Here is a 19,386-nt window from a genome sequence, read left to right as displayed (position 1 = left end):
CCTGATGTTTTCCGCCTTATTTTCACGCTCCGCGGCTTCAGCCGCGGATTTCTCGCATCTGCAGCAGGCCAGTATTACCTTTCGCGACGTGGTTAAACGCTACGGCGATCATCAGGTACTTAACGGCGTTAATTTAACGGTCAATCCCGGCGAAGTGGTGGCGATCCTCGGGCCATCAGGATCGGGTAAATCAACGCTGATCCGCCTGATCAACCAGCTTGAATCGTTAAGCGGCGGCGAGATCCTCATCGATGGCAAACCGACCCGCCGCCTGACCGGCAGCGCGCTGCGCCAATTGCGCAGCCGGGTCGGCTTCGTTTTTCAGCAGTTCAATCTCTACGCTCACCTGACGGCGCAGGAGAATATTACCCTCGCGCTGGAGCGCGTGCACGGCTGGCAACACGATGCCGCCCAAAAGCGGGCGCTGGAATTACTCACCCAGGTCGGTCTCACGGATAAAGCGCGGCAGATGCCCGCTCAGCTCTCCGGCGGCCAGCAGCAGCGCGTCGCCATCGCCCGCGCCCTTGCCTCCTCGCCGCAAATCATCCTGTTCGATGAACCGACCTCGGCGCTGGATCCGGAGATGATCGGCGAAGTGCTGCAGGTGATGAAAGCCCTGGCCCACAGCGGCATCACCATGGTGGTGGTCACTCACGAGATGCAGTTTGCCCGCGAAATCGCCGACCGGGTGGTGTTTATCGACGGTGGCGAAATCCTCGAAACCGCGCCGCCGGCGGAATTTTTCGCCCGCCCGCAGCATGCGCGTACCCGCCGTTTTCTGCAGAAGGTGCTCGACCCGCTGCATCAGGAGAGCATTGAGTGATGGCAACTCTCGACTGGCATGGCGTACTTAGCGGCCAGCCGCTACAGTGGATTATCTCCGGTTTTCTCACTACCGTCTGGGTCAGCGTGGCCGGGATACTGCTGGCCACCGCGCTGGCGGTGCTGCTGCTGGCCCTGCGTCTCGGCGGCGGACGCCCCGGCCGCTGGCTGGTGGCGGCGTGGGTATCGCTGTTTCGCAATACGCCGCTGCTGGTTCAACTGCTGTTCTGGTACTTCGCCGCCTGGAACCTGCTGCCGCTGGCGGCGCGCGATTTTATCAACGACTCCCATAGCTGGTCGATTCTACCGGGCGACGTCTGGTGGCTGACGCCGGAATTTCTCTGCTCAATGTGGGGGCTCGGCGTATTTACCTCGGCATTTCTGGTGGAGGAGATTGCCGCCGGGTTGCGCGCCGTGAGCCACGGCCAGCGCGAAGCGGCGCTGTCGCAGGGATTTAGCCCGTGGGGGGAATTACGTTTTATTCTGCTACCGCAGGGGCTGGCCAACGCCTGGCAACCGATTGTCGGCCAGTACCTGAACCTGATGAAACTCTCTTCGCTGGCCAGCGGTATCGGCTTTGCCGAACTCACCTATCAGGTGCGGCAAATCGAAAGCTATAACGCCCACGCGCTGGAGGCCTTTGCTATCGGCACCGCACTGTATCTGGCGCTGGGTATCGCTATGGGGCTGGCGCTGACGCGCTTCGGTCCGGGATATCGTCAGCCACGGAGCGCACAACATGAACGCTAACCTCGCGGTGATCGCCGACAACCTTGATTATCTGCTGTGGGGACGGCTGGCGGAAGGCCAACCCGGCGGCGTGGCGCTCACCTTACTGATGGCCATCGGCGCAACCGCGCTGGCGCTACCGGGTGGGATCCTGCTGGCCTGCGCCGCCTGGCGCTACGGCGGAGCGGTCCGTCGTCTGCTGTTCCTGTGGGCGGAAATTATTCGCGGTATCCCGCTGATCTTCGTTATTTTTTGGCTATGGTATCTGCTGCCGATGATGACCGGCGGCGATCTGCCGGGCGCGGTGACGGTCACGCTGGCGTTGGCGTGGTTCACCGCCGCCTCGGTGATGCACTCGGTGCTGGCGGGGCTGCGCGCCCTGCCCGGCGGCCAGCATGAAGCGGCGCTGACGCAGGGATTCGCCCCCGGTCAGACGCTACGCTTAATCCTGCTGCCGCAGGCGCTGCGCAACGTCCAGCCGTCGCTGGTCGGCATTTTTATCGGCCTGCTGAAAGACACCTCGCTGGCGTTTATCGTCAACGTGCCGGAACTCACCACCGTCGCCGGGCAGGTCAATAACCGGGTGCAAATCTATCCGCTGGCGATATTCGTCTTTACCGGCGCGGTTTACTATTTGCTGTGCTGCGCCCTCAGCCAGCTGGCGAGCCGCCGTTTTACCAGGAGTAGCGCTGACAGGCGCTTCGCAGTCGATTGAGAAACAGCCGGGCATTGGCGGTGAGCGCCGATTTTTGCGACCATACCGCGCAATACTGCGCCGCCGGGAGCGTGGATACCGGCAGCGTGACCAGCTTATCGCCAAGCTGCAGCGGCTGGCTCATGGCGCGCGCGACGATGGTCAGATAATCGGATTCCAGTACCATCTGCAAGCCGACAATCACCGAGTCGGTGCGCAGCGGGGTAATCGACACCTGGCGATAAAAGTGAATCAGCTCGTTTTGTAGCTGCTGATAGTAACCCATCGGCGACTCCGGCAGCAGCCAGCGGGCTTTACGCAGCGCCAGCAGATCGCTCTCCTGGGCCAGCGGATGCCCCTTGCGCGCGATGACGCAGAACGGCGCGGTAAACAGCGGTTCCAGCATCACCCCTTCCGGCGGATGCATCGGGTCGACCGAACCGATCGCCAGGTCAATCTCTCCGCTGCGGACGCCCGGCAGCAGCGACGAAAGCTGCCCCTCTTTCACCGTCATCTGTACCTGCGGCAGCGCTTGCTTAAATCCTTCGGCCACCTGCGGAAACACCGTCAGGGCTATCAGCGACGAAAAACCGACCGTCAGCCGACCGTGGGTGACATGGTTTATCTGTTCCACCTCATCCGCCGCGCGCCGCAGCTCCTCCAGCACCCACTCCGCGCGCTGTAAGAAAGCGATTCCCGCTTCGGTCAGGGCGACGCCTTCTTTGCTGCGCAGAAAAAGTTGCGTGCCGAGGATTTGCTCCAGCTCACGTAATGTCCGGCTCAGCGCCGGCTGCGATTGCCCCAGTTCACGCGCCGCCGAGCGGATGCTGCCGCTACGCGCCACCTGCCGTAGCGCCTGCAGCTGGTTCAATTTGGGAAGATATTTCACCGCTCACCCCTATCAGAAAAAAGCATCACCTATAGAAAAATTATATCTTCCCGCCGCGCGGGTAAAGCCTGAGGATGCAGTGGGGGAATTCCCCACGACAACACATGCAACCATGAGACACCGGGCGGAAAAAAATGAAAAGTCAGTCTCAGATGATCTTCTTACTGTTTATCGGCTACGTAGTCGTTTACATCGACAAAACCGTCACCGGCTTCGCGCTGCTGCCTATCGAAAAGGAGTTCGGCCTCAATGCCGAACAGCTGGGCTACATTACCGGCATCTTTTTTCTCGCCTATTCGCTGTTTCAGGTGCCGGCGGGCTGGCTTAACGATCGCATTGGCTACAAAACGATGCTGGTGCTGTCGCTGGCGGCGCTGGGGATATTCGCGCTGTGCTTTGGCCTGCTGGGAGCGAGCTTCGGCCTGCTGCTGCTGTTCCGCTTTCTGTCAGGCGTCGGCCATTCAGGCTATCCCTGCTCCTGCGCCAAGGCGGTGGTAAGCAACTTCACTCTAGAACAACGTACCTTCGCCCAATCGATATTGCTGTCGTCAGCGGGACTGGCAATGACCATTGGGCCGATTATCGCCGTTAACGCGCTGGCGCTGCTTGGCTGGCATCTGTCGTTCACCGTACTGGGGATCGTGGCCTGCGCTATCGCCCTGCTGATCGCCCTGCGCGTGCCGCGCCGACAACCGACGGCGATGGTCGCGAAACAGAGCGCCGCCGGCGCCGCCCTGTGGCGTAACCCCACGGTTATCCTGCTCTTTCTGGCTATCTTTTGCGTCAATATTCCCAGCTATGGCCTGATGGCCTGGCTGCCGAAGTTTTTTGTTCAGAGTATGGGGATGTCGCTGTCTGCATCCGGCTACGTGGTGGCCGCGGGGGGGCTTGGGATCTGGATCTCATCGCTCGGTACCGGCTGGCTGGTGGGTAAATATTTTCTTAATCGCGAACCGCTGGTGATTGCTATTAGCGCGCTAATCAGCGCCGTGGCGATCTTCGCCATCTTCCACGCCCGGACGCCGCTTATCGCCAGCCTGCTGCTGTTTATCGGCGAAATTTTCCTGATGTCGACCTTCGTCACCGCCTTTACCCTGCCGATGAAGCGCCTGCCGGAAAATATGATGGGCTCGGCCATCGGTCTGATTAATACCGGCGGTACCCTCGGCGGCTTTGTCTCGCCGATCGTCATTGGCTATCTGGTGGAGAAAACCCACGGCTACGCCAGCGCTTTCCTGTTTCTTTCACTGGCGATGGTTTGCTCCGCGCTGGCGGTGCTACCGCTCATGAAACGTAAAACCGTCGTCAGTCAGCCCGTAATTGATTGAAGGAGTCACTGATGCATTACGCCACTGAACAATTCATTTCCGCCGCGGCCGAGGAAGCGCTGCGCTGGCGTCGGCATATCCACGCCCACCCGGATCTGTCGTTTAACGAGAAGCCGACCGCCGATTACATCGCCCGCGAGCTGGCGCTATTTTCCGGCCTTGAGATCAGCCGCCCGCTGGAAAATAGCGTGATTGCCGTACTGCGTGGCGCGCATCCTGGGCCCATGTGGGCGCTGCGTGCCGATATCGATGCCCTGCCGCTCCAGGAAGAGAGTGGTGAAGCATTCTGCTCAACGAAGCCCGGCGTGATGCACGCCTGCGGTCACGACGCGCATACCGCGATGCTGATGGGGGCGGCGAAAGTCTTGTGCCAGCTTCGCGAACAGCTGCACGGCAGCATTAAATTCATCTTCCAGCCCGCGGAAGAGGTGCCGCCGGGCGGCGCGCGTGAGCTGGTTGAGCTGGGCGTGGTTGACGACGTTGAACATATTTTCGGCCTGCATGTTTTCCCCACCAGCCCGGTTGGCGTGATAACCGTGAAAGAGGGGGTGTACGTCGCTTCCAGCGATAACTTTGATATCACCATTCGCGGCAAAGGCGGCCACGGCTCGATGCCGCAGCACTGTATCGATCCGGTGACCATCGGCGCGGAAGTGGTCGGCGCGCTGCAGCAGATCGTCGCCCGCCATATCGACCCGGCCAACGCGCCGGTGCTAACTATCGCCACTTTTCAGGCCGGCGATAGCTATAACGTGATCCCCGACAGCGCGCGTCTGGCCGGGACGCTGCGTACCCATAGCCAGCAGGTGCGCGAGGCGGTACCGCCGCTGATGGCGCGGATTATCGACGGCATCACCGCCGCCCACGGCGCCAGCTACGAAATCAAATGGCAGCAGGGCTATGCGGTGGGCAACAACCACGACACCACCAATCATATCGCCCGCGAAGCCATAGCCCGCCATTTCCCGGCAGGCACGCTGCAGCTGCAGGATAAGGCGCTATTCGGCAGCGAGGATTTCTCCTCCTACCAGGAGAAAATCCCCGGTACCTTCCTGTTTATCGGCTGTGGCAACCCGCAAAAAGGGGCGACGTGGAACGTGCACAACCCGCATTTTCGCATCGACGAAGATGCGCTGGCGGTCGGCATTAAGACCCATATCGCGCTGGTGAGTCAGTTGCTGAACGAGGAATAATTCAGGCGATTGCCCGGCTATTTCACCGGGCAATCATTGCTGATTTTAATAAATTTCTCGTTATAGATGATGTAGTGGTTGCCGGGCTTACGCAGCGACGACTGGCGAACGACATCGCCGGGGCGCAGATACCAGGCGTCCCCCTCCTCTTCCGTGGTGTCGCATCCCGGTTTGATCAGCAGCTTAAACCAGGTATTGCCGGTATTACTGACGCTTCCCGCCGCTTTATCGAACGCCCATTTAAACTGAACCTGCCGCGGGCGCACCACCAGGATGGTATCCATCACCACCACCGGCTCCATGCTGATCTGCCCGCCCGCCGGGGCGCGCATCACCAGGTTGCGGGTGGGAATTTCACGAAACGAGACCCGATAGTAGCGTTCGCGGTTATCCTTCGGCCCGTGATAATAGAACTTAAAATATTCGCTTTCGCCCGCCTGCAGCGTCAGCTGGCGCGGGGCGAACAGCAGTTCGCCGTCCGCCGGACGGAGGCGCACCTCACGGCCGCCGGGCCGGTCGATGCCAACGATCGACACCCGATATAGCCGCGCGCTTTTATTGTTGTTGATAACTCTCTTCGCCGCAAACTCAGCGTCAGAGGCCAGCGAAAAGGTCAGATTACCGACAGAAATCGCCTGCGCCAGCGGCGTAGCCAGCAGCCACAGGCTCGCCAGCGCCAGCTTAATTAATGTTACGCCACGTCGCCTGGACATGAATCTCTCCTGAAGCGCTGACCTCGCCAAACCAGCCGTTGTCGGTGATGGTGCGCAGCGAGATAGGATCGTCCATAGCAATCGAGAAGCGCACCGTTGTTTTATCCATCTGCCCCACATCGCCGGAAATATCAGTCCACGGCGTGGTCAGCCATAGCGCATCGGTCATGTCGTGCCAGCTATCGTCGCAGCCTGCGTCGTAACTTTTCGTCGCCCCGCTTTGGGTAATGAAAGAGAGCGACGCCGGAAACGGCACCTGCGCGGTACCGTCCGCCGAGCTGAACAGACAATACGAGCGCCCGCTAATCGCCTGTGACGGGCCGGTCACTTTAATCAACACCTCATCGGCGGCGGTTTTGCCGCTGGTGGTGACGATGTAGCCGAAATCCAGCGCCGGTTCGCCGCTGCCGACGTAACCCTCACGCGTAGGCGCCGAGGTGTACTCATCGGAGATAATGCTGATGCTGAAATCACGCGGTTTGATAATCAGGCTATTGGATGTCGAAAATTCATACCAGCCGGATTCCGGCGAAGTGGTGTTATAAAAACGGAAGTTAAACAAGTCTTTGGTGTTGATGTCGCTAATGCCCAACGCCACCATCTGCTTGAAAAAGTTACTGGAGAAAAAGACGTAAATAGAATCAGAGCTCTTCATCTCGTTGAAAGTGTAATACTGCAGAATGCCGTTGACCGGTTTCCATGAGTTACCGTCAAGGCTGAACTGCATATCGTAGTTACCTACTGCCGATGCCAGCGCAGAGTTACTGATAGCCGGGAAAATGTGAATCGAACTGTTGCTTAACCCATTAGTCTGCAGCGTATAGTTAACCATTTTGCAGCTTAAACCGGAGCGAGAACCAATCGTTTGTGTACGGCAATCGGCATTGCCTTCACCCAGCGTGGGCACGCCGTCGCTGTTGATAAACACTTCCGCCAGTGAGTGGGTGTTTATCAGGCGTAAGTGCCCCGCTTTGGTATGGGTTACGTCACGGATATACCAGGTACCTGACGCCTGATCTTTACAACGCTCGCCTTTGCTCGCATCGTAAGCGACCGATGTCTGACAGGAATTAATCGTCATCGTAAAACTACCGCCGATCGGCATCTGCTGCAGGTATTGATAAAAGGCATCGGACATCATCCCGTGCCGCCATTTCGTCCCGCTCCCCGTTGAGACGCCGTAAAATCCATTAGCATCGGTTGACTGGGGTAAAATCAGGCTGGTTGCCAGGTCGCATCCCGAGTACCAGTTAATACACCGTAAACCCAGTAAAGGGTGAGAGACCGGCGCATTATCCAGCCACATATCAAACCGGTAATTAGCGGAGATCCCATGGTTGTGACCATCATCGATATAACCCAGACTGACCTGACGGTACGCGGTATCGCCAGAACCGGTTGATTTTAACCCGGTCCAGCGGTTTGAGCCGGTCAGACGGGGATCCAGCGCGCCGCCAGGGGTGACAAAGAAGTTGTCATCAGAGTTGTTCTCGACAAAGACAAATTCGCGCGCCGGAGCAGCGGCTTCAGAATATTTTGTCACCGCCGCCTTAGCGTTCATCGCCAGCGGCGCAATCGTCAGCGTCGCCAAAGCGAGTAGCCACTTAGCTTTCATTACCTTCTCCTGTCTGCTGCGCCGCCGCCCATGAAGAGAGACCGCTGCATACTACGTCCCCTACCCACACCGCGCCGCGCGCCTGGCTGAGCTCCAGCGCCACTTCGCAGGTTTTATTTCCGCCGTAGCTAAAATCGATGGTGGGATATTTTTTATCGACATCCATGACAAATTCACCGTTCTCATCGGTACGGGTGCGACCGATATGGTTATTAATGCGCGCGTTCGCCAGCAGCGTGCCGTCTTCGGCGCGGATGCGCCCCGAGACGGTGACCATCTGCTTCACTTCCGGCTCGATCACCGCCACGTTACCGGGATAAAGCGTCAGGTGGCTCTTACGGCCGCTGACAATGTCGTAACTGTCGATCGAGTTTTTACTGTTCTGCAGTTCGACTTCATAGCGGCTGTACGGCGACAGCGGCAGATAATTGCGTTTACCGCTGAGCTGCACGATGCGCCCGTTAACCTTAGCGCTGAGCTTGCCGTCGTCTTCCAGCCCGGTATTGAAGATCACCCCGGCGTTGCCGTCGGTTCTTCCGCTGGCGGCGATATTTTTCCCCTGCCAGCCGACGCTGCCGCTGGCGGTCAGGTTGGTGTTCACGTAGCCGTCGGCGCCGCTGTTGACGTTCAGCGTGCCGTTGGTATAGCGCGTTTCAAACTGCGTATAAGCGCCGCCGCTTAAGGTTTTGTCGTCGCCGGTATCGCCGGAAATCGCCCGCGAAATATTGGCGCCGACGGTTCGAATCGCTCCTTCATCAAACTGCTTACGCGCCGAAATGTTGGCCATGGTATAGCCGTTCTGGTGGGTCATCCCGGCGCTGAACCAGTTGCCCAGCGGCAGTGATAAATCGAGGGCGATATATTTCCCGGTGTTGGCGTTGCTATCGCCGTTGTTATAGCGCTGTAAGCCCGCGCGCAGGCCTAGCGAGCCAAAAGAGCCGCTATAAATCGTCTGGTAATAATCCGCCGTGTAGTAATGGCTGTTGTAGCGGCGGTCATCGTTGTAACTGATGCTAAAAGTGCCTAGTTTTGACCACAGGGCGTTCAGGTTCAGCGTGCCGCCGATCGCCCGGTTATCGGCATCGCTGCGGCGCAGCTTATCGCCGATGACGGTCTTCTCCTGGTTAATCCACAACGAGCTAAAGCCGCCGGGTAAGGTGGCGCTGACGCTGCCGATGCTGCTCCAGGAGCTGTCGCTGGCCAGCATGTTTTGCAGGTTAATATTCACCGCCTCGGTTAGCGGCAGCGTAATGCGCGTTTCGCCGACGGCGTTGCTATCGTAGCCGTAGCCGGTGGCCGCCCAACTGAGCGTACTCAACGATCCGGAAGCCGACGCCCCCGCCAGCCAGCTCTCTTTCGCCGGCTGCGTCTTTTTACCGCTTTCCGACCAGCGGTCCATGTGGAAACTACCGCCCCAGATTTGCCAGGCCAGCGGCGCGCCCGCGCCGCGTCCACGGCTGAACAGTTTGTTGACGCGTTGGGTGCGTTTGCTGACCACTCTTCCGTTAACGATAACTTCGACGTCAACGTCGTAAATACCGTACGGCAGGCCTCGGGTATCAACTTCATGATTCCCCATGACGAAGTTCTGCACGCTTAACAGGCGCCCGTCGCGCATCAGGTGAACCTCGCCTGCCGCCGGTAAGAATGCCACCACTGGCGTTGCCGACTGGCTGTTGTCAAATACCGTCGAGCTGGCCTGGTTGCCCCACGACGCGCCGTAGATTTTACCGGCCGAAATCGCGGTCATCGGCCCCAGCGATTGTAAGTTCCAGGTATCCAGCATCCCGCCGGCAAAACGGTGCCCGGCGAAGTCGCGCTCGTACATCGCTTTATACAGTTCGTTGTCCTGGTGGCTGGTGCCGATGCCGTACAGCGAGCCGTCGAGCACCACGTGATGCTCGCGCAGCGCGCTAACGCTATTGAGTGACAAATAGCTGGAGGTATTACTGCCGCCGCTACGCATCTGGTTGTTGTAGACCCCGAGGTTGTAGGTAAGGTTATTACTGAAGGTTTTAACGCTCGACTGGCCAATATCCTCGCTGCGCGACCGCAGCACGGTTCCCAGCGCCTCACGTTTCACCACCAGTTGTAGCAGCAACTGGCGCAGACTAAGTTGCAGCTGCGCGGCATCGGTTAAGGGGATCTTCAGCGCATCGTTGAAAGCCTCATTGGATAAACGGCTGAGCTGTTGACGTGTCTCGTCGCTGACGCGAGCGTTGTCATCGCCCTCTTCGAGGGTGATTTGCCGAACCCGCAGCACATCGCCATCAAGCCAGATATACGCGGCGCCGATACGCTGATCGTTCTGATTATCGCGGCTGCCTTCAAGATGAATAAACAGAGGGATGCTCATGCCGTCCTGCAAAGCCTGGCTGAAAGCCTGCGGGATAATCACGCCGCCGATTTGCTGCACGCGCTCGGCGGCCATGCTGTCGCTATAAGGCGCCAGCAAAAGAACCATGCCGGAGGCAAGCAGCGCGTTCAGTCCAGGGGTGATCCGTCGTAAAGGCATAGTCTTAATCCATCAGCACACATGTCTATTTCACGGGAACAAACTGCTCGCCCTGCCAGAGCGCGACCCGTCCTTTTTTGTCAGCAATATTGACGCGCGTGAAGCGACGCGATTTCCCCGGCATCAGGTAATAGTTTTCTTTGCACTCTTTGCCATCAGCGATTTTCAGACACGGGCCGTAGGCGATGATGCGCAGGGTGGCGTTACCGGTATTGGTCAGCGTGTCGCCGGCAAACTGGTAGCGAAAATTAGCCTGACGCGGCGCCACCACCAGAATGGTGCCGATGCGGGCTGAAGCGGTGGCCACCGCGCTGCGCTGGGAGCCATTGCGCTGGGCATCGCTTAAGGCCTGATCGAACCAGACAATGCGGTAGTAGCGCTCTTTATCATCCGCCGGGCCTTTGTAGAAAAAGCGCACCACTTCACTGGCCTTTGCGGGCAATAACAAGCTGGCGGGGGTCAACAGGACTTCATCCTGTTTATCCATCGGGATCACTTTGCCGCCATCCAGCGGTGAAGAGAGACGTTCCAGATGAATGTTGATTAAGCGGCCGCTGTCGGTGGTATTTTTAATCTCTTTACTCAGCGTGCTGCTGCCGCTGTTCATAAAGGAAGAGATATCGCCGACATCCAGCGCCCGCGCAGGGTTAGCCAATCCAAGCAGCAGGGCAATGGCCAGGAGATGTTTTTTCATAAGCGTTCAGTCCATGAAGAGGCAGGGGTATTCCCCCTGCCCGGTGCTACGAGAAAATCAGCTGGTCCAGGTTGCGTCGAACTGCACGCTCACGTCACCGCTCCAGATCCCTTCCGGCAGCGTGCTGTAATCGGTTACCGCGGTGGTGCCGTCGGTGGTACCGCTGATGATGGAGAAGTTAAAGCCGTCCTGCGCGGTGGTGCGGCCTGCGGTGTTGTAGCCGTTAGACAGCGCGCTGAGGTTGCCGCCCAGTACGCCGTTAGCGGTGTCGATCATGATGGTGTCAGCACTCTTTTCTACCGCGGCGCCGTTATAATCCACGCCCACGCTCAGCGTTGAGCCGGAGGTATCCAGCTGAGTCAGAGTGTTAGTGATAAGACGTGAAGTCAGTTTGAAGGCAGTCGCCGTGGTATCGCCTTCAACCGCAACATCAAACAGACCTTTTTGTGAGTTAAAGCCTTTAATCCCTTCGGCATACTGGAAAGCCAGGCTGCCAAGCGGGGTAACAACCAGTTTGCTGGAAGTGTCTTTTTTCGCGGTTGCAGACCAGGTAGCAACGGCCTGAGCAGTGACATCAGCAGCCTGAGCAACACCCATTCCAGCAAACGCCGTTACCAGAGCAATAGCAATAACCTTTTTTTTCATAGCTTTTTCATCCTGAGTTTAATTAAGGACAAGTCGTCCCGGTGTACCACTAAATAAACGTTACATAACTAATTTATAAATTTTTGAATACAGCTTGGCCTCAGCATTTCGCCGATGGGTATAAATAGTTTTCACACTGCAATTTTCAATTCTGGCGATAGATTTCGGATGCATTCCCTGGGCCGTCATTCTGATCACCGTCATTTCCCGGTCAGTAATTTTTTCTTTCTTTATATCTTTACGCAGAAACCGGCCATTAATTACATAGGCCAGATCTTTTCTTATATCGCGCGCGAGGTCGACATACACCACGCCGCGAATATCACCGTTGTAATACCAATAATTGGCTAACGCTTCTGACTTTCTCGCGGCAATCAGAATGATTTGTTTGCCCTTGGCCTTGGCTAACCAGTCGTTGTCATAGCGAATAAAGTAATTTAATGCATTGGTACTCAGATTGATAAACAAAAAATCCTTACATATTTTATCCAGTGACAAATAAATAAGTTCTTCGATATCTAAAATGAGTTCCGATAAGCCTTTTAAAAAATAAGTATCATGGGCTGGCCAAATACACTTATCAAGGGAGCATTGTTCGTCCATATACTGTTTATCCTCTTCATCCTGGAATACTACCTTTCACCCCATCGCCGATAGCCAGGCCTGCAGAGATTAAACCTGCAAATTACCCCTGTTTAAATTGGTTATAATAAAACACCAGCGGCATTATTTAATAATTAATAATGTCGAAATTATTTATCGATTTATATTTTTTGTTGGATTCAAATTTAGGTTTTTTCTGATTAAGTGTCAACAAGCAGGATGTGAAGCTAATTCTCATTTATGTCAATTTTTTGCTTTTTGGCGAAATCCTATTTTTTGCTCAAAAACAAAAAACATTTAATTTCATGTGGTTATTGATCGAAAATTCCTACAATCCGAATCGATTATTATATCATCCAGGATCATAACCCTAATTCATTAGGAATATTCTTAATGGACAAGATAAGTGACGTTGCGAAAAATCTTAATAACACACAAAAGTAAGAGGATAATGCCACACAATCATTATTTACAAGACGATTCACCCAATCATAAGCTGCATGAATGGTTTTAAGCACCGCACAAAAAGCCTAAACATAAACAAAAAAACCACTTGCAGAGGACTATTAATCCAATGAAAGAATGATATCTAAGAGAATGAGATTACTTCTCATATTTCTTTCTTATTTACTCTCATTTTCATTAGTGTAGTCCATTACGCAATGATTGCCGCTGACATGTTCCTCTTGCCTTGCAGATAAGCGTTTCATCACGCTTTCATTATTTGTTCGCCTTACCGTCATCGAAAGTTCACACAAAACGCGATTAATAGTGGCCAGTTTATGACGAACCAGGACACTCTTATGAACAGCTCTCTTGCCGCGGTGGCGGAAACCGAATTTTCGCTAATTACGCCCATCACCCCAACCCGGCAGCGGAAAGTCTTAAGCGTGCGCAACCTGAGTAAATCTTATAATGCGCAGCAAACCGTGCTCGATAACATCAGCTTTGACCTCCATGCCGGCGAGCTGGTGGGAGTGATTGGCCGCTCGGGAGCCGGGAAATCCACGCTGCTGCATGTCCTGAACGGTACTCACAGCGCCACCGGCGGTGAAATACTCAGCTTTCCGGAAGTGGGTATGCCACATGATGTTTCACGCCTGAAAGGACGCGCGCTCAATGCCTGGCGCAGCGAATGCGGCATGATTTTCCAGGACTTCTGTCTCGTGCCGCGCCTTGATGTGCTGACTAACGTACTGCTCGGCCGCCTGAGTCAAACCTCAACCCTGAAGTCGCTGTTTAAGGTTTTCCCTGACGCCGACCGGGCTCGCGCCATCTCTCTTCTCGAGTGGATGAACATGTTGCCGCACGCGCTACAGCGGGCGGAAAACCTCTCCGGCGGCCAGATGCAGCGCGTAGCAATTTGCCGTGCGCTGATGCAAAACCCCGGGATCCTGCTGGCGGATGAACCCGTCGCCTCGCTCGATCCCAAAAACACCCAGCGAATTATGAACGTATTGCGGGAAATCAGCGGCCAGGGGATTAGCGTGATGGTCAACCTGCATTCGGTCGAACTGGTCAAAGAGTACTGCACCCGGGTCATTGGCGTCGCCAAAGGCCGCATCATTTTCGACGATCATCCCGCACAGCTGACTCAGGATGTCCTGCATCGGTTGTACGGCGATGAAATTAGCCAATTGCATTAATTTCCTTTAGTAAAAACACACGGGCAAAATAATGAACAAACATATTAATGGCGCAGTTCGTTTATCCGCAGCACTCGCAGCTCTATTACTGACGTGGCAAGCGAGCGCCGCTGAACAGCCGAAGGAATTAAATCTGGGGATCCTCGGCGGTCAAAACGCCACGCAGCAAATTGGCGATAACCAGTGCGTGAAACAGTTTCTTGATAAAGAGCTGAAGGTCGATACCAAATTACGTAACTCATCCGATTATTCTGGCGTCATTCAGGGACTGCTGGGTGGTAAAGTCGATGTCGTATTAAGTATGTCGCCTTCTTCTTATGCCTCGGTCTATATCAATAACCCGAAAGCCGTCGATATTGTCGGTATCGCCGTTGATGATAAAGATCAGTCCCGCGGCTACCACTCGGTGGTCATCGTCAAAGCTGACAGCCCGTATAAAACGCTGGACGATTTAAAAGGCAAAGCCTTTGGCTTCGCCGACCCGGATTCCACTTCCGGTTATTTAATTCCAAACCACGCCTTTAAACAGAAATTCGGCGGCGACGCGGATAACAAATACAATAACTTCTTCTCCAGCGTCACCTTCTCCGGCGGCCACGAGCAGGACATTCTCGGCGTGCTGAACGGCCAGTTTGCCGGCGCGGTCACCTGGACCTCAATGGTCGGCGACTACAACAGCGGCTACAGCGTAGGCGCTTTTAATCGCCTGATTCGCATGGATCATCCGGATTTGATGAAGCAAATCCGGATTATCTGGCAATCGCCGCTGATCCCGAACGGCCCGATCCTCGTTAGCAATGCGCTGCCGGCGGACTTCAAAGCCAAAGTCGTCACCGCGCTTAAAAAACTGGATACCGACGATCACGCCTGTTTTGTGAAAGCGATGGGCGGTACTCAGCACATCGGCCCGGGCAGCGTGGCCGATTTCCAGCAGATCATCGATATGAAACGCGAACTGGTTAGCGCGCGTTAATCCCGTACTGATGCCGCCGTTCGCAGATCAATGCGGACGGCGGCGCTACGTTAAAGACCTTTTCGCCGCATGAATAATACCCATACCGAATTTGAACGTTATTACCAGCAGGTCAGGACGCGGCAAAAGCGCGATACCTTCGGCTGGTCGCTGGTGCTGCTGGCGCTCTACTTTGCCGCCGGGCACGCCGCCGAGTTTAATCTGTTCACCATCTGGCGCTCGTTGCCAAACTTTCTCGATTATATGTTCGAGACGCTGCCGACGCTGCATCCGGGCGTCCTGTTAGCCGATTCTCATACCAAAGGCTCGCTGGCGTACTGGGGCTATCGCCTACCGATTCAGCTGCCGCTGATTTGGGAGACGCTGCAGCTGGCGCTGGCCTCCACGCTGGTGGCGGTCGCGGTAGCGACGATACTGGCTTTCCTCGCCGCCAATAACGCCTGGTCACCGGCGCCGCTACGCTTCGCCGTTCGCGTGCTGGTGGCCTTTTTACGCACCATGCCAGAGCTGGCCTGGGCGGTCATTTTCGTCATGGCGTTCGGTATCGGCGCGATCCCCGGTTTTCTGGCGCTGATGCTGCATACGGTCGGCAGCCTGACCAAACTGTTCTATGAAGCGGTGGAAAGCGCGCAGGAAAAACCGGTGCGCGGGCTGGCGGCCTGCGGAGCATCGGCGCTGCAGAAGGTGCGTTTTGCCCTGTGGCCGCAGGTGAAACCAATTTTTCTCTCTTACGGCTTCATGCGCCTTGAGATCAACTTCCGCTCATCCACCATTCTTGGTCTGGTGGGCGCCGGCGGGATCGGCCAGGAGCTGATGACCAACATTAAGCTCGATCGTTACGATCAGGTCAGCATGACGCTGCTGCTGATCATTATTGTGGTGTCGCTGCTGGATATGCTTTCCGGCCGCCTGCGCCAGTGGGTTCTGGAGGGGAAAAAATGAGCCAATGGCAACATCAACCGGATATCGCCGCCAGCCGCCGCCAGCATCAGGCGCTGTATAAGACCCAGGGGCGATACTTGCGCTACGTCGGCCTGCTGGCGCTGGCGAGCGTACTTTATTACGTCTGGTTCTTTATGCAGTTCGGTATCAGCAGCGAACAACTGGCTACCGGACTACAGCAGATGGGGCGCTATCTGCTGCGGATGTTCGTCTGGCACGATTTCTGGAACTGGCCGTTTGCCTATTACTTCACGCAAATCGCCATTACGCTTGCCATCGTCTTCGCCGGGACGATTACCGCGACGGTCATCGCGCTGTTGCTGTCATTCCTGGCGGCGCGCAATATTATGCGCGGCGTGATTCCCGGCATTATCGCCGTGTTGATGCGCCGCTTGTTTGACATGCTGCGCGGTATCGATATGGCTATCTGGGGTCTGATTTTCGTGCGCGCCGTAGGGCTCGGGCCGCTGGCGGGGGTACTGGCGATTATTATGCAGGATACCGGCCTGCTGGGCCGCCTGTATGCTGAAGGCCACGAGGCGGTAGATCGTTCGCCGGGACGCGGCCTCACCGCCGTCGGCGCTAATGGTCTGCAGAAACACCGCTTCGGCATTTTCACCCAGTCGTTCCCGACTTTCCTGGCGCTGAGTTTATATCAGATTGAATCCAACACCCGTTCCGCCGCGGTGTTAGGTTTTGTCGGCGCGGGCGGGATTGGCCTCATCTACGCGGAAAATATGCGTTTGTGGAACTGGGATGTGGTGATGTTTATTACCCTGTTGCTGGTCGCGGTGGTCATGGTCATGGACACCCTCTCCGCCTGGCTGCGCCGCCGTTATATCGGCGGCAGCGTAGTGCCGTTGTATCAAAGTCAGCAATAACCCCTCTCCCCGGTGGCGCTACGCTTACCGGGGCTACGAACCAGGGAAAACGTCTCGTTATTCGATCCGCCACGCCAGCACCGGCCAGCCGTGCCGGGCGTTGGCTGCCAGCAGTTGCGGACAGGGGTTGACCAACCGCACGCGATCCGCATGCAGGCACAGGGGCAGGTCGTTTATCGAATCGGTATAAAAAGTGACTTCGCCAGTATAGTCAGGATGCGCCTCGCGCCACTGCGCCAGGCGCGTTACTTTGCCCTGCTGATAGCTCGGGGTACCGGCAATCACACCGCTGTAGCCGCCATCCGCCATTTCAACATCAATACCCAACGCCTGTTCGATCCCCAGCTCGGCGGCTATCGCCTGCACCAGCAGCGTTACCGAGGCGGAGATCACTAACATTTTTTCCCCTCGCGCCTGTAGGGTACGAATAACGTCCCATGCCTGTGGGTAGACGCGCGGCAACACCTTTTCACGCACGAAACGCGCCACCAGCGTATCCACCCGCCACTGCGGGATACCAATCAGCGGCGCCTGAATCAGCGCGACATAATCGGCGATATTCATTTCCCCGCGGTCGTAATCCGCCATCAGCTGCGCCTCGCGCGCCAGATATTCCGGGTCGCTCACCCAGCCTTCGCGCACCATAAACTGGCTCCACAGCGTACTACTGTCCCCTTTAATCAGGGTGTTATCCAGATCGAAAATCGTCACAGCATTAGACATCGGTCATTTTCCATAATCAGCAATATAAGCCTGCGAGAGCATGTATAAAGAAGATGACAGGAGCATGATCCGGCTGCGTTTCAGCCCATCCCGCCAAAGCCCATCGCCAGCAGCACCAGTAGCAATAGTAGCGGGTAGATCCGCACGTGCCAGCGATCGGGAAGTTTTGCCAACCAGCGCGATGCGCCCCGCAATCCCAGCCAGCTTCCGGCTACCAGCAATCCGGCCGCCAGCCACCAGATATTGCCGATGAAACCGGAGGGCAGCGCCGCCATCGGCGCCATCAGCAGCCACGCCAGGCTGGCGGTCGCCGCCAGCGGCAACGTCAACAGATTGGCCATCGCCGCGGCCTGCGCCATCGTCGCGCCACGCCGGCGCATCAGCGGTACGGTCATCACGCTGCCGCCAACGCCAAGGAAGGCGGCAATTAGGCCAATCCCGCCACCAAGAATAGTCTCGCGCCCTGCACTCGACGGTGCGCAAGCCGTCGACGGCGCCATAAAGCCGGGGCGAACGTAGCAATCCACGATGGTCACCGCCAGGTACAAAATGAACAGCCAGCGGATCCACTCGCCGTTGACCCTCAGCGCCAGCGCCGCGCCGGCAATACCGCCGATGGCGATGCCGCCAAGTATCGGCAGCAGGGAGCGCCAGTGAACCGTTCCGGCGCGCAGATGGCGGCCGCTTGCCAACAGCGACGTGCACAGCATCACCAGCGCCGACGTCGCTACCGCTATTTGCATCGCCTGACCGCCTACTGCGCCCTGATGGCTCAGCAGCAGGTAAAGCAGCGGCACGGTAACAAAGCCGCCGCCGAAGCCAAACAGCCAGGTGGTTACCCCGGACAACAATCCGCAAACAAAAAGCCCAAATATCATCTACCGTTCCTCCATTCAGGGAGGTAACGATATAGAATAGCGGAATGGCTGACTTACGATTAAAGGCCAATATATTACGATTTTCAGCCAGGAGTGTACGCATGCGTAATATCGCGATTAATGATGTCGATCATCTGCCGCGCCGGGTATTAGGCCTGGGTAGCGATTATCCGCCTGACACCCTTTTACCACGCCATCATCATCGGCGAGCGCAGTTTCTCTATGCCGTGAATGGCTTAATGAAAGTCGAAACCGATGACGGCCAGTGGCTGGTGCCGCCGTTCAGCGGCGTATGGATACCCGCTAATAAACCGCATCGCGTCTGGATGCCGGGCGTGAGCACCCATAGTCTGTATATCGAACCGCAGGACGCGCCGCGCGCCGGCGTGCGCTGCGAAGTTTTGCAGGTTTCGCCGCTGCTACATCAACTGCTATTGGCCGCCTGCCAGTTGCCGCTGTTGTATGAAGAGAGCGGACATGATGCGGCGCTTATCGCCCTATTGCTGTTTGAACTGCAGGGCGCCCCGCCGCTGCCGATGTTTACGCCGCTGCCGCAACATCCGCGGCTGGCTGAACTATGCAGCGCGTTTCTCCTTCAGCCGGAGATTCACAGTACACCGGAGCTGTGGGCTCAAAAGATGAGTCAAAGCCTGCGCACCTTCAACCGCCGCTTTTTGCAGGAGACCGGGATGGCATTTCGCGACTGGCGTCATAAAGCCTGCCTGATGTACGCTCTCACCGCCCTGCGAGAAGGCCGTAGCATTACCGACGTGGCATTAAGCCTTGGCTATGAGCATCCGGCGGCGTTTACCGCCATGTTCCGCAAAGCGATGGGCTATGCGCCAGCCTCTTTTATCCGCCACCTTAAAGGAGGCACGCCTGTCTCTCACGCCAGATAAATAA

At 56.6% G+C, this 19,386-nt stretch carries 19 protein-coding genes; 10 read left to right on the top strand and 9 right to left on the bottom strand.

Going from position 1 to position 19,386, the window contains the following annotated elements; translation table 11 throughout:
* Positions 1–4: 4 nt before the first annotated feature.
* Genes PGR29_RS21315 through PGR29_RS21305 form a run of 3 tightly spaced genes read left to right on the top strand, consistent with a single transcriptional unit; the run spans position 5 to position 2,266 of the window.
* A complete protein-coding gene (locus tag PGR29_RS21315) occupies positions 5–823 on the top strand; it encodes an amino acid ABC transporter ATP-binding protein (protein ID WP_015368099.1) in 819 nt (272 codons plus the stop codon).
* Positions 820–1,572, top strand: a complete 753-nt coding sequence (locus PGR29_RS21310; protein WP_316425269.1) for an amino acid ABC transporter permease — start codon at positions 820–822, stop codon at positions 1,570–1,572. Before PGR29_RS21315 ends, PGR29_RS21310 begins: the two co-directional genes overlap by 4 nt.
* Positions 1,562–2,266 (top strand): amino acid ABC transporter permease, encoded by a 705-nt coding sequence (locus PGR29_RS21305; protein WP_316425268.1) that lies wholly within the window; start codon positions 1,562–1,564, stop codon positions 2,264–2,266. The genes PGR29_RS21310 and PGR29_RS21305 overlap by 11 nt, the downstream gene beginning before the upstream one ends.
* On the opposite strand, the gene PGR29_RS21300 is transcribed toward PGR29_RS21305, so the two are convergent.
* Positions 2,226–3,134 (bottom strand): LysR substrate-binding domain-containing protein, encoded by a 909-nt coding sequence (locus tag PGR29_RS21300; RefSeq protein WP_316425267.1) that lies wholly within the window; start codon positions 3,132–3,134, stop codon positions 2,226–2,228. The genes PGR29_RS21305 and PGR29_RS21300 overlap by 41 nt on opposite strands.
* A 134-nt stretch (positions 3,135–3,268) precedes the next feature.
* Between PGR29_RS21300 and PGR29_RS21295 the strand changes: the two genes are divergently transcribed.
* The gene (locus PGR29_RS21295; protein WP_316425265.1) at positions 3,269–4,462 is read left to right on the top strand and encodes an MFS transporter; all 1,194 of its coding nucleotides are present in this window, start codon (positions 3,269–3,271) and stop codon (positions 4,460–4,462) included.
* Positions 4,463–4,473: 11 nt separating this feature from the next.
* On the top strand, positions 4,474–5,655 hold the full coding sequence (locus PGR29_RS21290) for an amidohydrolase (protein ID WP_316425264.1): 1,182 nt from the start codon (positions 4,474–4,476) through the stop codon (positions 5,653–5,655).
* Positions 5,656–5,672: 17 nt separating this feature from the next.
* Here PGR29_RS21290 and PGR29_RS21285 read toward each other — a convergent pair whose 3' ends face one another.
* Genes PGR29_RS21285 through ecpR form a run of 6 tightly spaced genes read right to left on the bottom strand, consistent with a single transcriptional unit; the run spans position 5,673 to position 12,440 of the window.
* Positions 5,673–6,368, bottom strand: a complete 696-nt coding sequence (locus PGR29_RS21285; RefSeq protein WP_087859193.1) for a fimbria/pilus periplasmic chaperone — start codon at positions 6,366–6,368, stop codon at positions 5,673–5,675.
* A complete protein-coding gene (gene ecpD / locus PGR29_RS21280; RefSeq protein WP_227505038.1) occupies positions 6,337–7,929 on the bottom strand; it encodes a fimbrial adhesin EcpD in 1,593 nt (530 codons plus the stop codon). Before ecpD ends, PGR29_RS21285 begins: the two co-directional genes overlap by 32 nt.
* Before the next feature lie 43 nt (positions 7,930–7,972).
* Positions 7,973–10,498, bottom strand: coding sequence for a fimbrial biogenesis outer membrane usher protein (locus PGR29_RS21275; protein ID WP_308958682.1), 2,526 nt, complete (start codon positions 10,496–10,498; stop codon positions 7,973–7,975).
* 25 nt (positions 10,499–10,523) lie between these two features.
* Positions 10,524–11,192, bottom strand: coding sequence for a hypothetical protein (locus PGR29_RS21270; RefSeq protein ID WP_316425263.1), 669 nt, complete (start codon positions 11,190–11,192; stop codon positions 10,524–10,526).
* A gap of 57 nt (positions 11,193–11,249) precedes the next feature.
* On the bottom strand, positions 11,250–11,837 hold the full coding sequence (gene ecpA, locus PGR29_RS21265; RefSeq protein WP_015704519.1) for a common pilus major fimbrillin subunit EcpA: 588 nt from the start codon (positions 11,835–11,837) through the stop codon (positions 11,250–11,252).
* A gap of 60 nt (positions 11,838–11,897) precedes the next feature.
* Positions 11,898–12,440 carry an ECP biosynthesis operon DNA-binding transcriptional regulator EcpR gene (gene ecpR / locus PGR29_RS21260; protein WP_047063962.1) on the bottom strand — a complete coding sequence of 181 codons (543 nt, stop codon included), beginning with the start codon at positions 12,438–12,440 and terminating at the stop codon, positions 11,898–11,900.
* Between the two features lie 803 nt (positions 12,441–13,243).
* Between ecpR and phnC the strand changes: the two genes are divergently transcribed.
* The 4 genes from phnC (at position 13,244) to phnE (PGR29_RS21240) (ending at position 16,882) form a co-directional block, all read left to right on the top strand.
* Positions 13,244–14,086 carry a phosphonate ABC transporter ATP-binding protein gene (gene phnC, locus PGR29_RS21255; RefSeq protein WP_213794284.1) on the top strand — a complete coding sequence of 281 codons (843 nt, stop codon included), beginning with the start codon at positions 13,244–13,246 and terminating at the stop codon, positions 14,084–14,086.
* Between the two features lie 31 nt (positions 14,087–14,117).
* Entirely contained in the window at positions 14,118–15,059 is a 942-nt protein-coding gene (gene phnD, locus PGR29_RS21250; RefSeq protein WP_087859189.1) for a phosphonate ABC transporter substrate-binding protein, read from the top strand.
* A gap of 69 nt (positions 15,060–15,128) precedes the next feature.
* Positions 15,129–16,001, top strand: a complete 873-nt coding sequence (phnE, locus tag PGR29_RS21245) for a phosphonate ABC transporter, permease protein PhnE (protein ID WP_316425262.1) — start codon at positions 15,129–15,131, stop codon at positions 15,999–16,001.
* The gene (gene phnE / locus PGR29_RS21240; RefSeq protein ID WP_045388453.1) at positions 15,998–16,882 is read left to right on the top strand and encodes a phosphonate ABC transporter, permease protein PhnE; all 885 of its coding nucleotides are present in this window, start codon (positions 15,998–16,000) and stop codon (positions 16,880–16,882) included. The genes phnE (PGR29_RS21245) and phnE (PGR29_RS21240) overlap by 4 nt, the downstream gene beginning before the upstream one ends.
* Positions 16,883–16,939: 57 nt before the next feature.
* On the opposite strand, the gene PGR29_RS21235 is transcribed toward phnE (PGR29_RS21240), so the two are convergent.
* Together PGR29_RS21235 and PGR29_RS21230 are read right to left on the bottom strand one after the other, a co-directional pair.
* Positions 16,940–17,605 (bottom strand): HAD family hydrolase, encoded by a 666-nt coding sequence (locus PGR29_RS21235; protein WP_113374959.1) that lies wholly within the window; start codon positions 17,603–17,605, stop codon positions 16,940–16,942.
* Between the two features lie 80 nt (positions 17,606–17,685).
* Positions 17,686–18,483, bottom strand: coding sequence for a sulfite exporter TauE/SafE family protein (locus PGR29_RS21230; protein WP_308958369.1), 798 nt, complete (start codon positions 18,481–18,483; stop codon positions 17,686–17,688).
* A gap of 101 nt (positions 18,484–18,584) precedes the next feature.
* Here PGR29_RS21230 and PGR29_RS21225 point away from each other — a divergent pair, with 101 nt between their 5' ends.
* Positions 18,585–19,382: an AraC family transcriptional regulator gene (locus PGR29_RS21225; RefSeq protein WP_113374958.1), complete on the top strand. Its 798-nt coding sequence runs from the start codon at positions 18,585–18,587 to the stop codon at positions 19,380–19,382.
* Positions 19,383–19,386: the final 4 nt, after the last annotated feature.

This window comes from Klebsiella sp. 141203 (assembly GCF_032601985.1).
In the GTDB taxonomy this organism is placed as follows: Bacteria; Pseudomonadota; Gammaproteobacteria; order Enterobacterales; family Enterobacteriaceae; genus Klebsiella; species Klebsiella aerogenes.
This window is presented reverse-complemented; position numbering and strand designations above follow the sequence as displayed.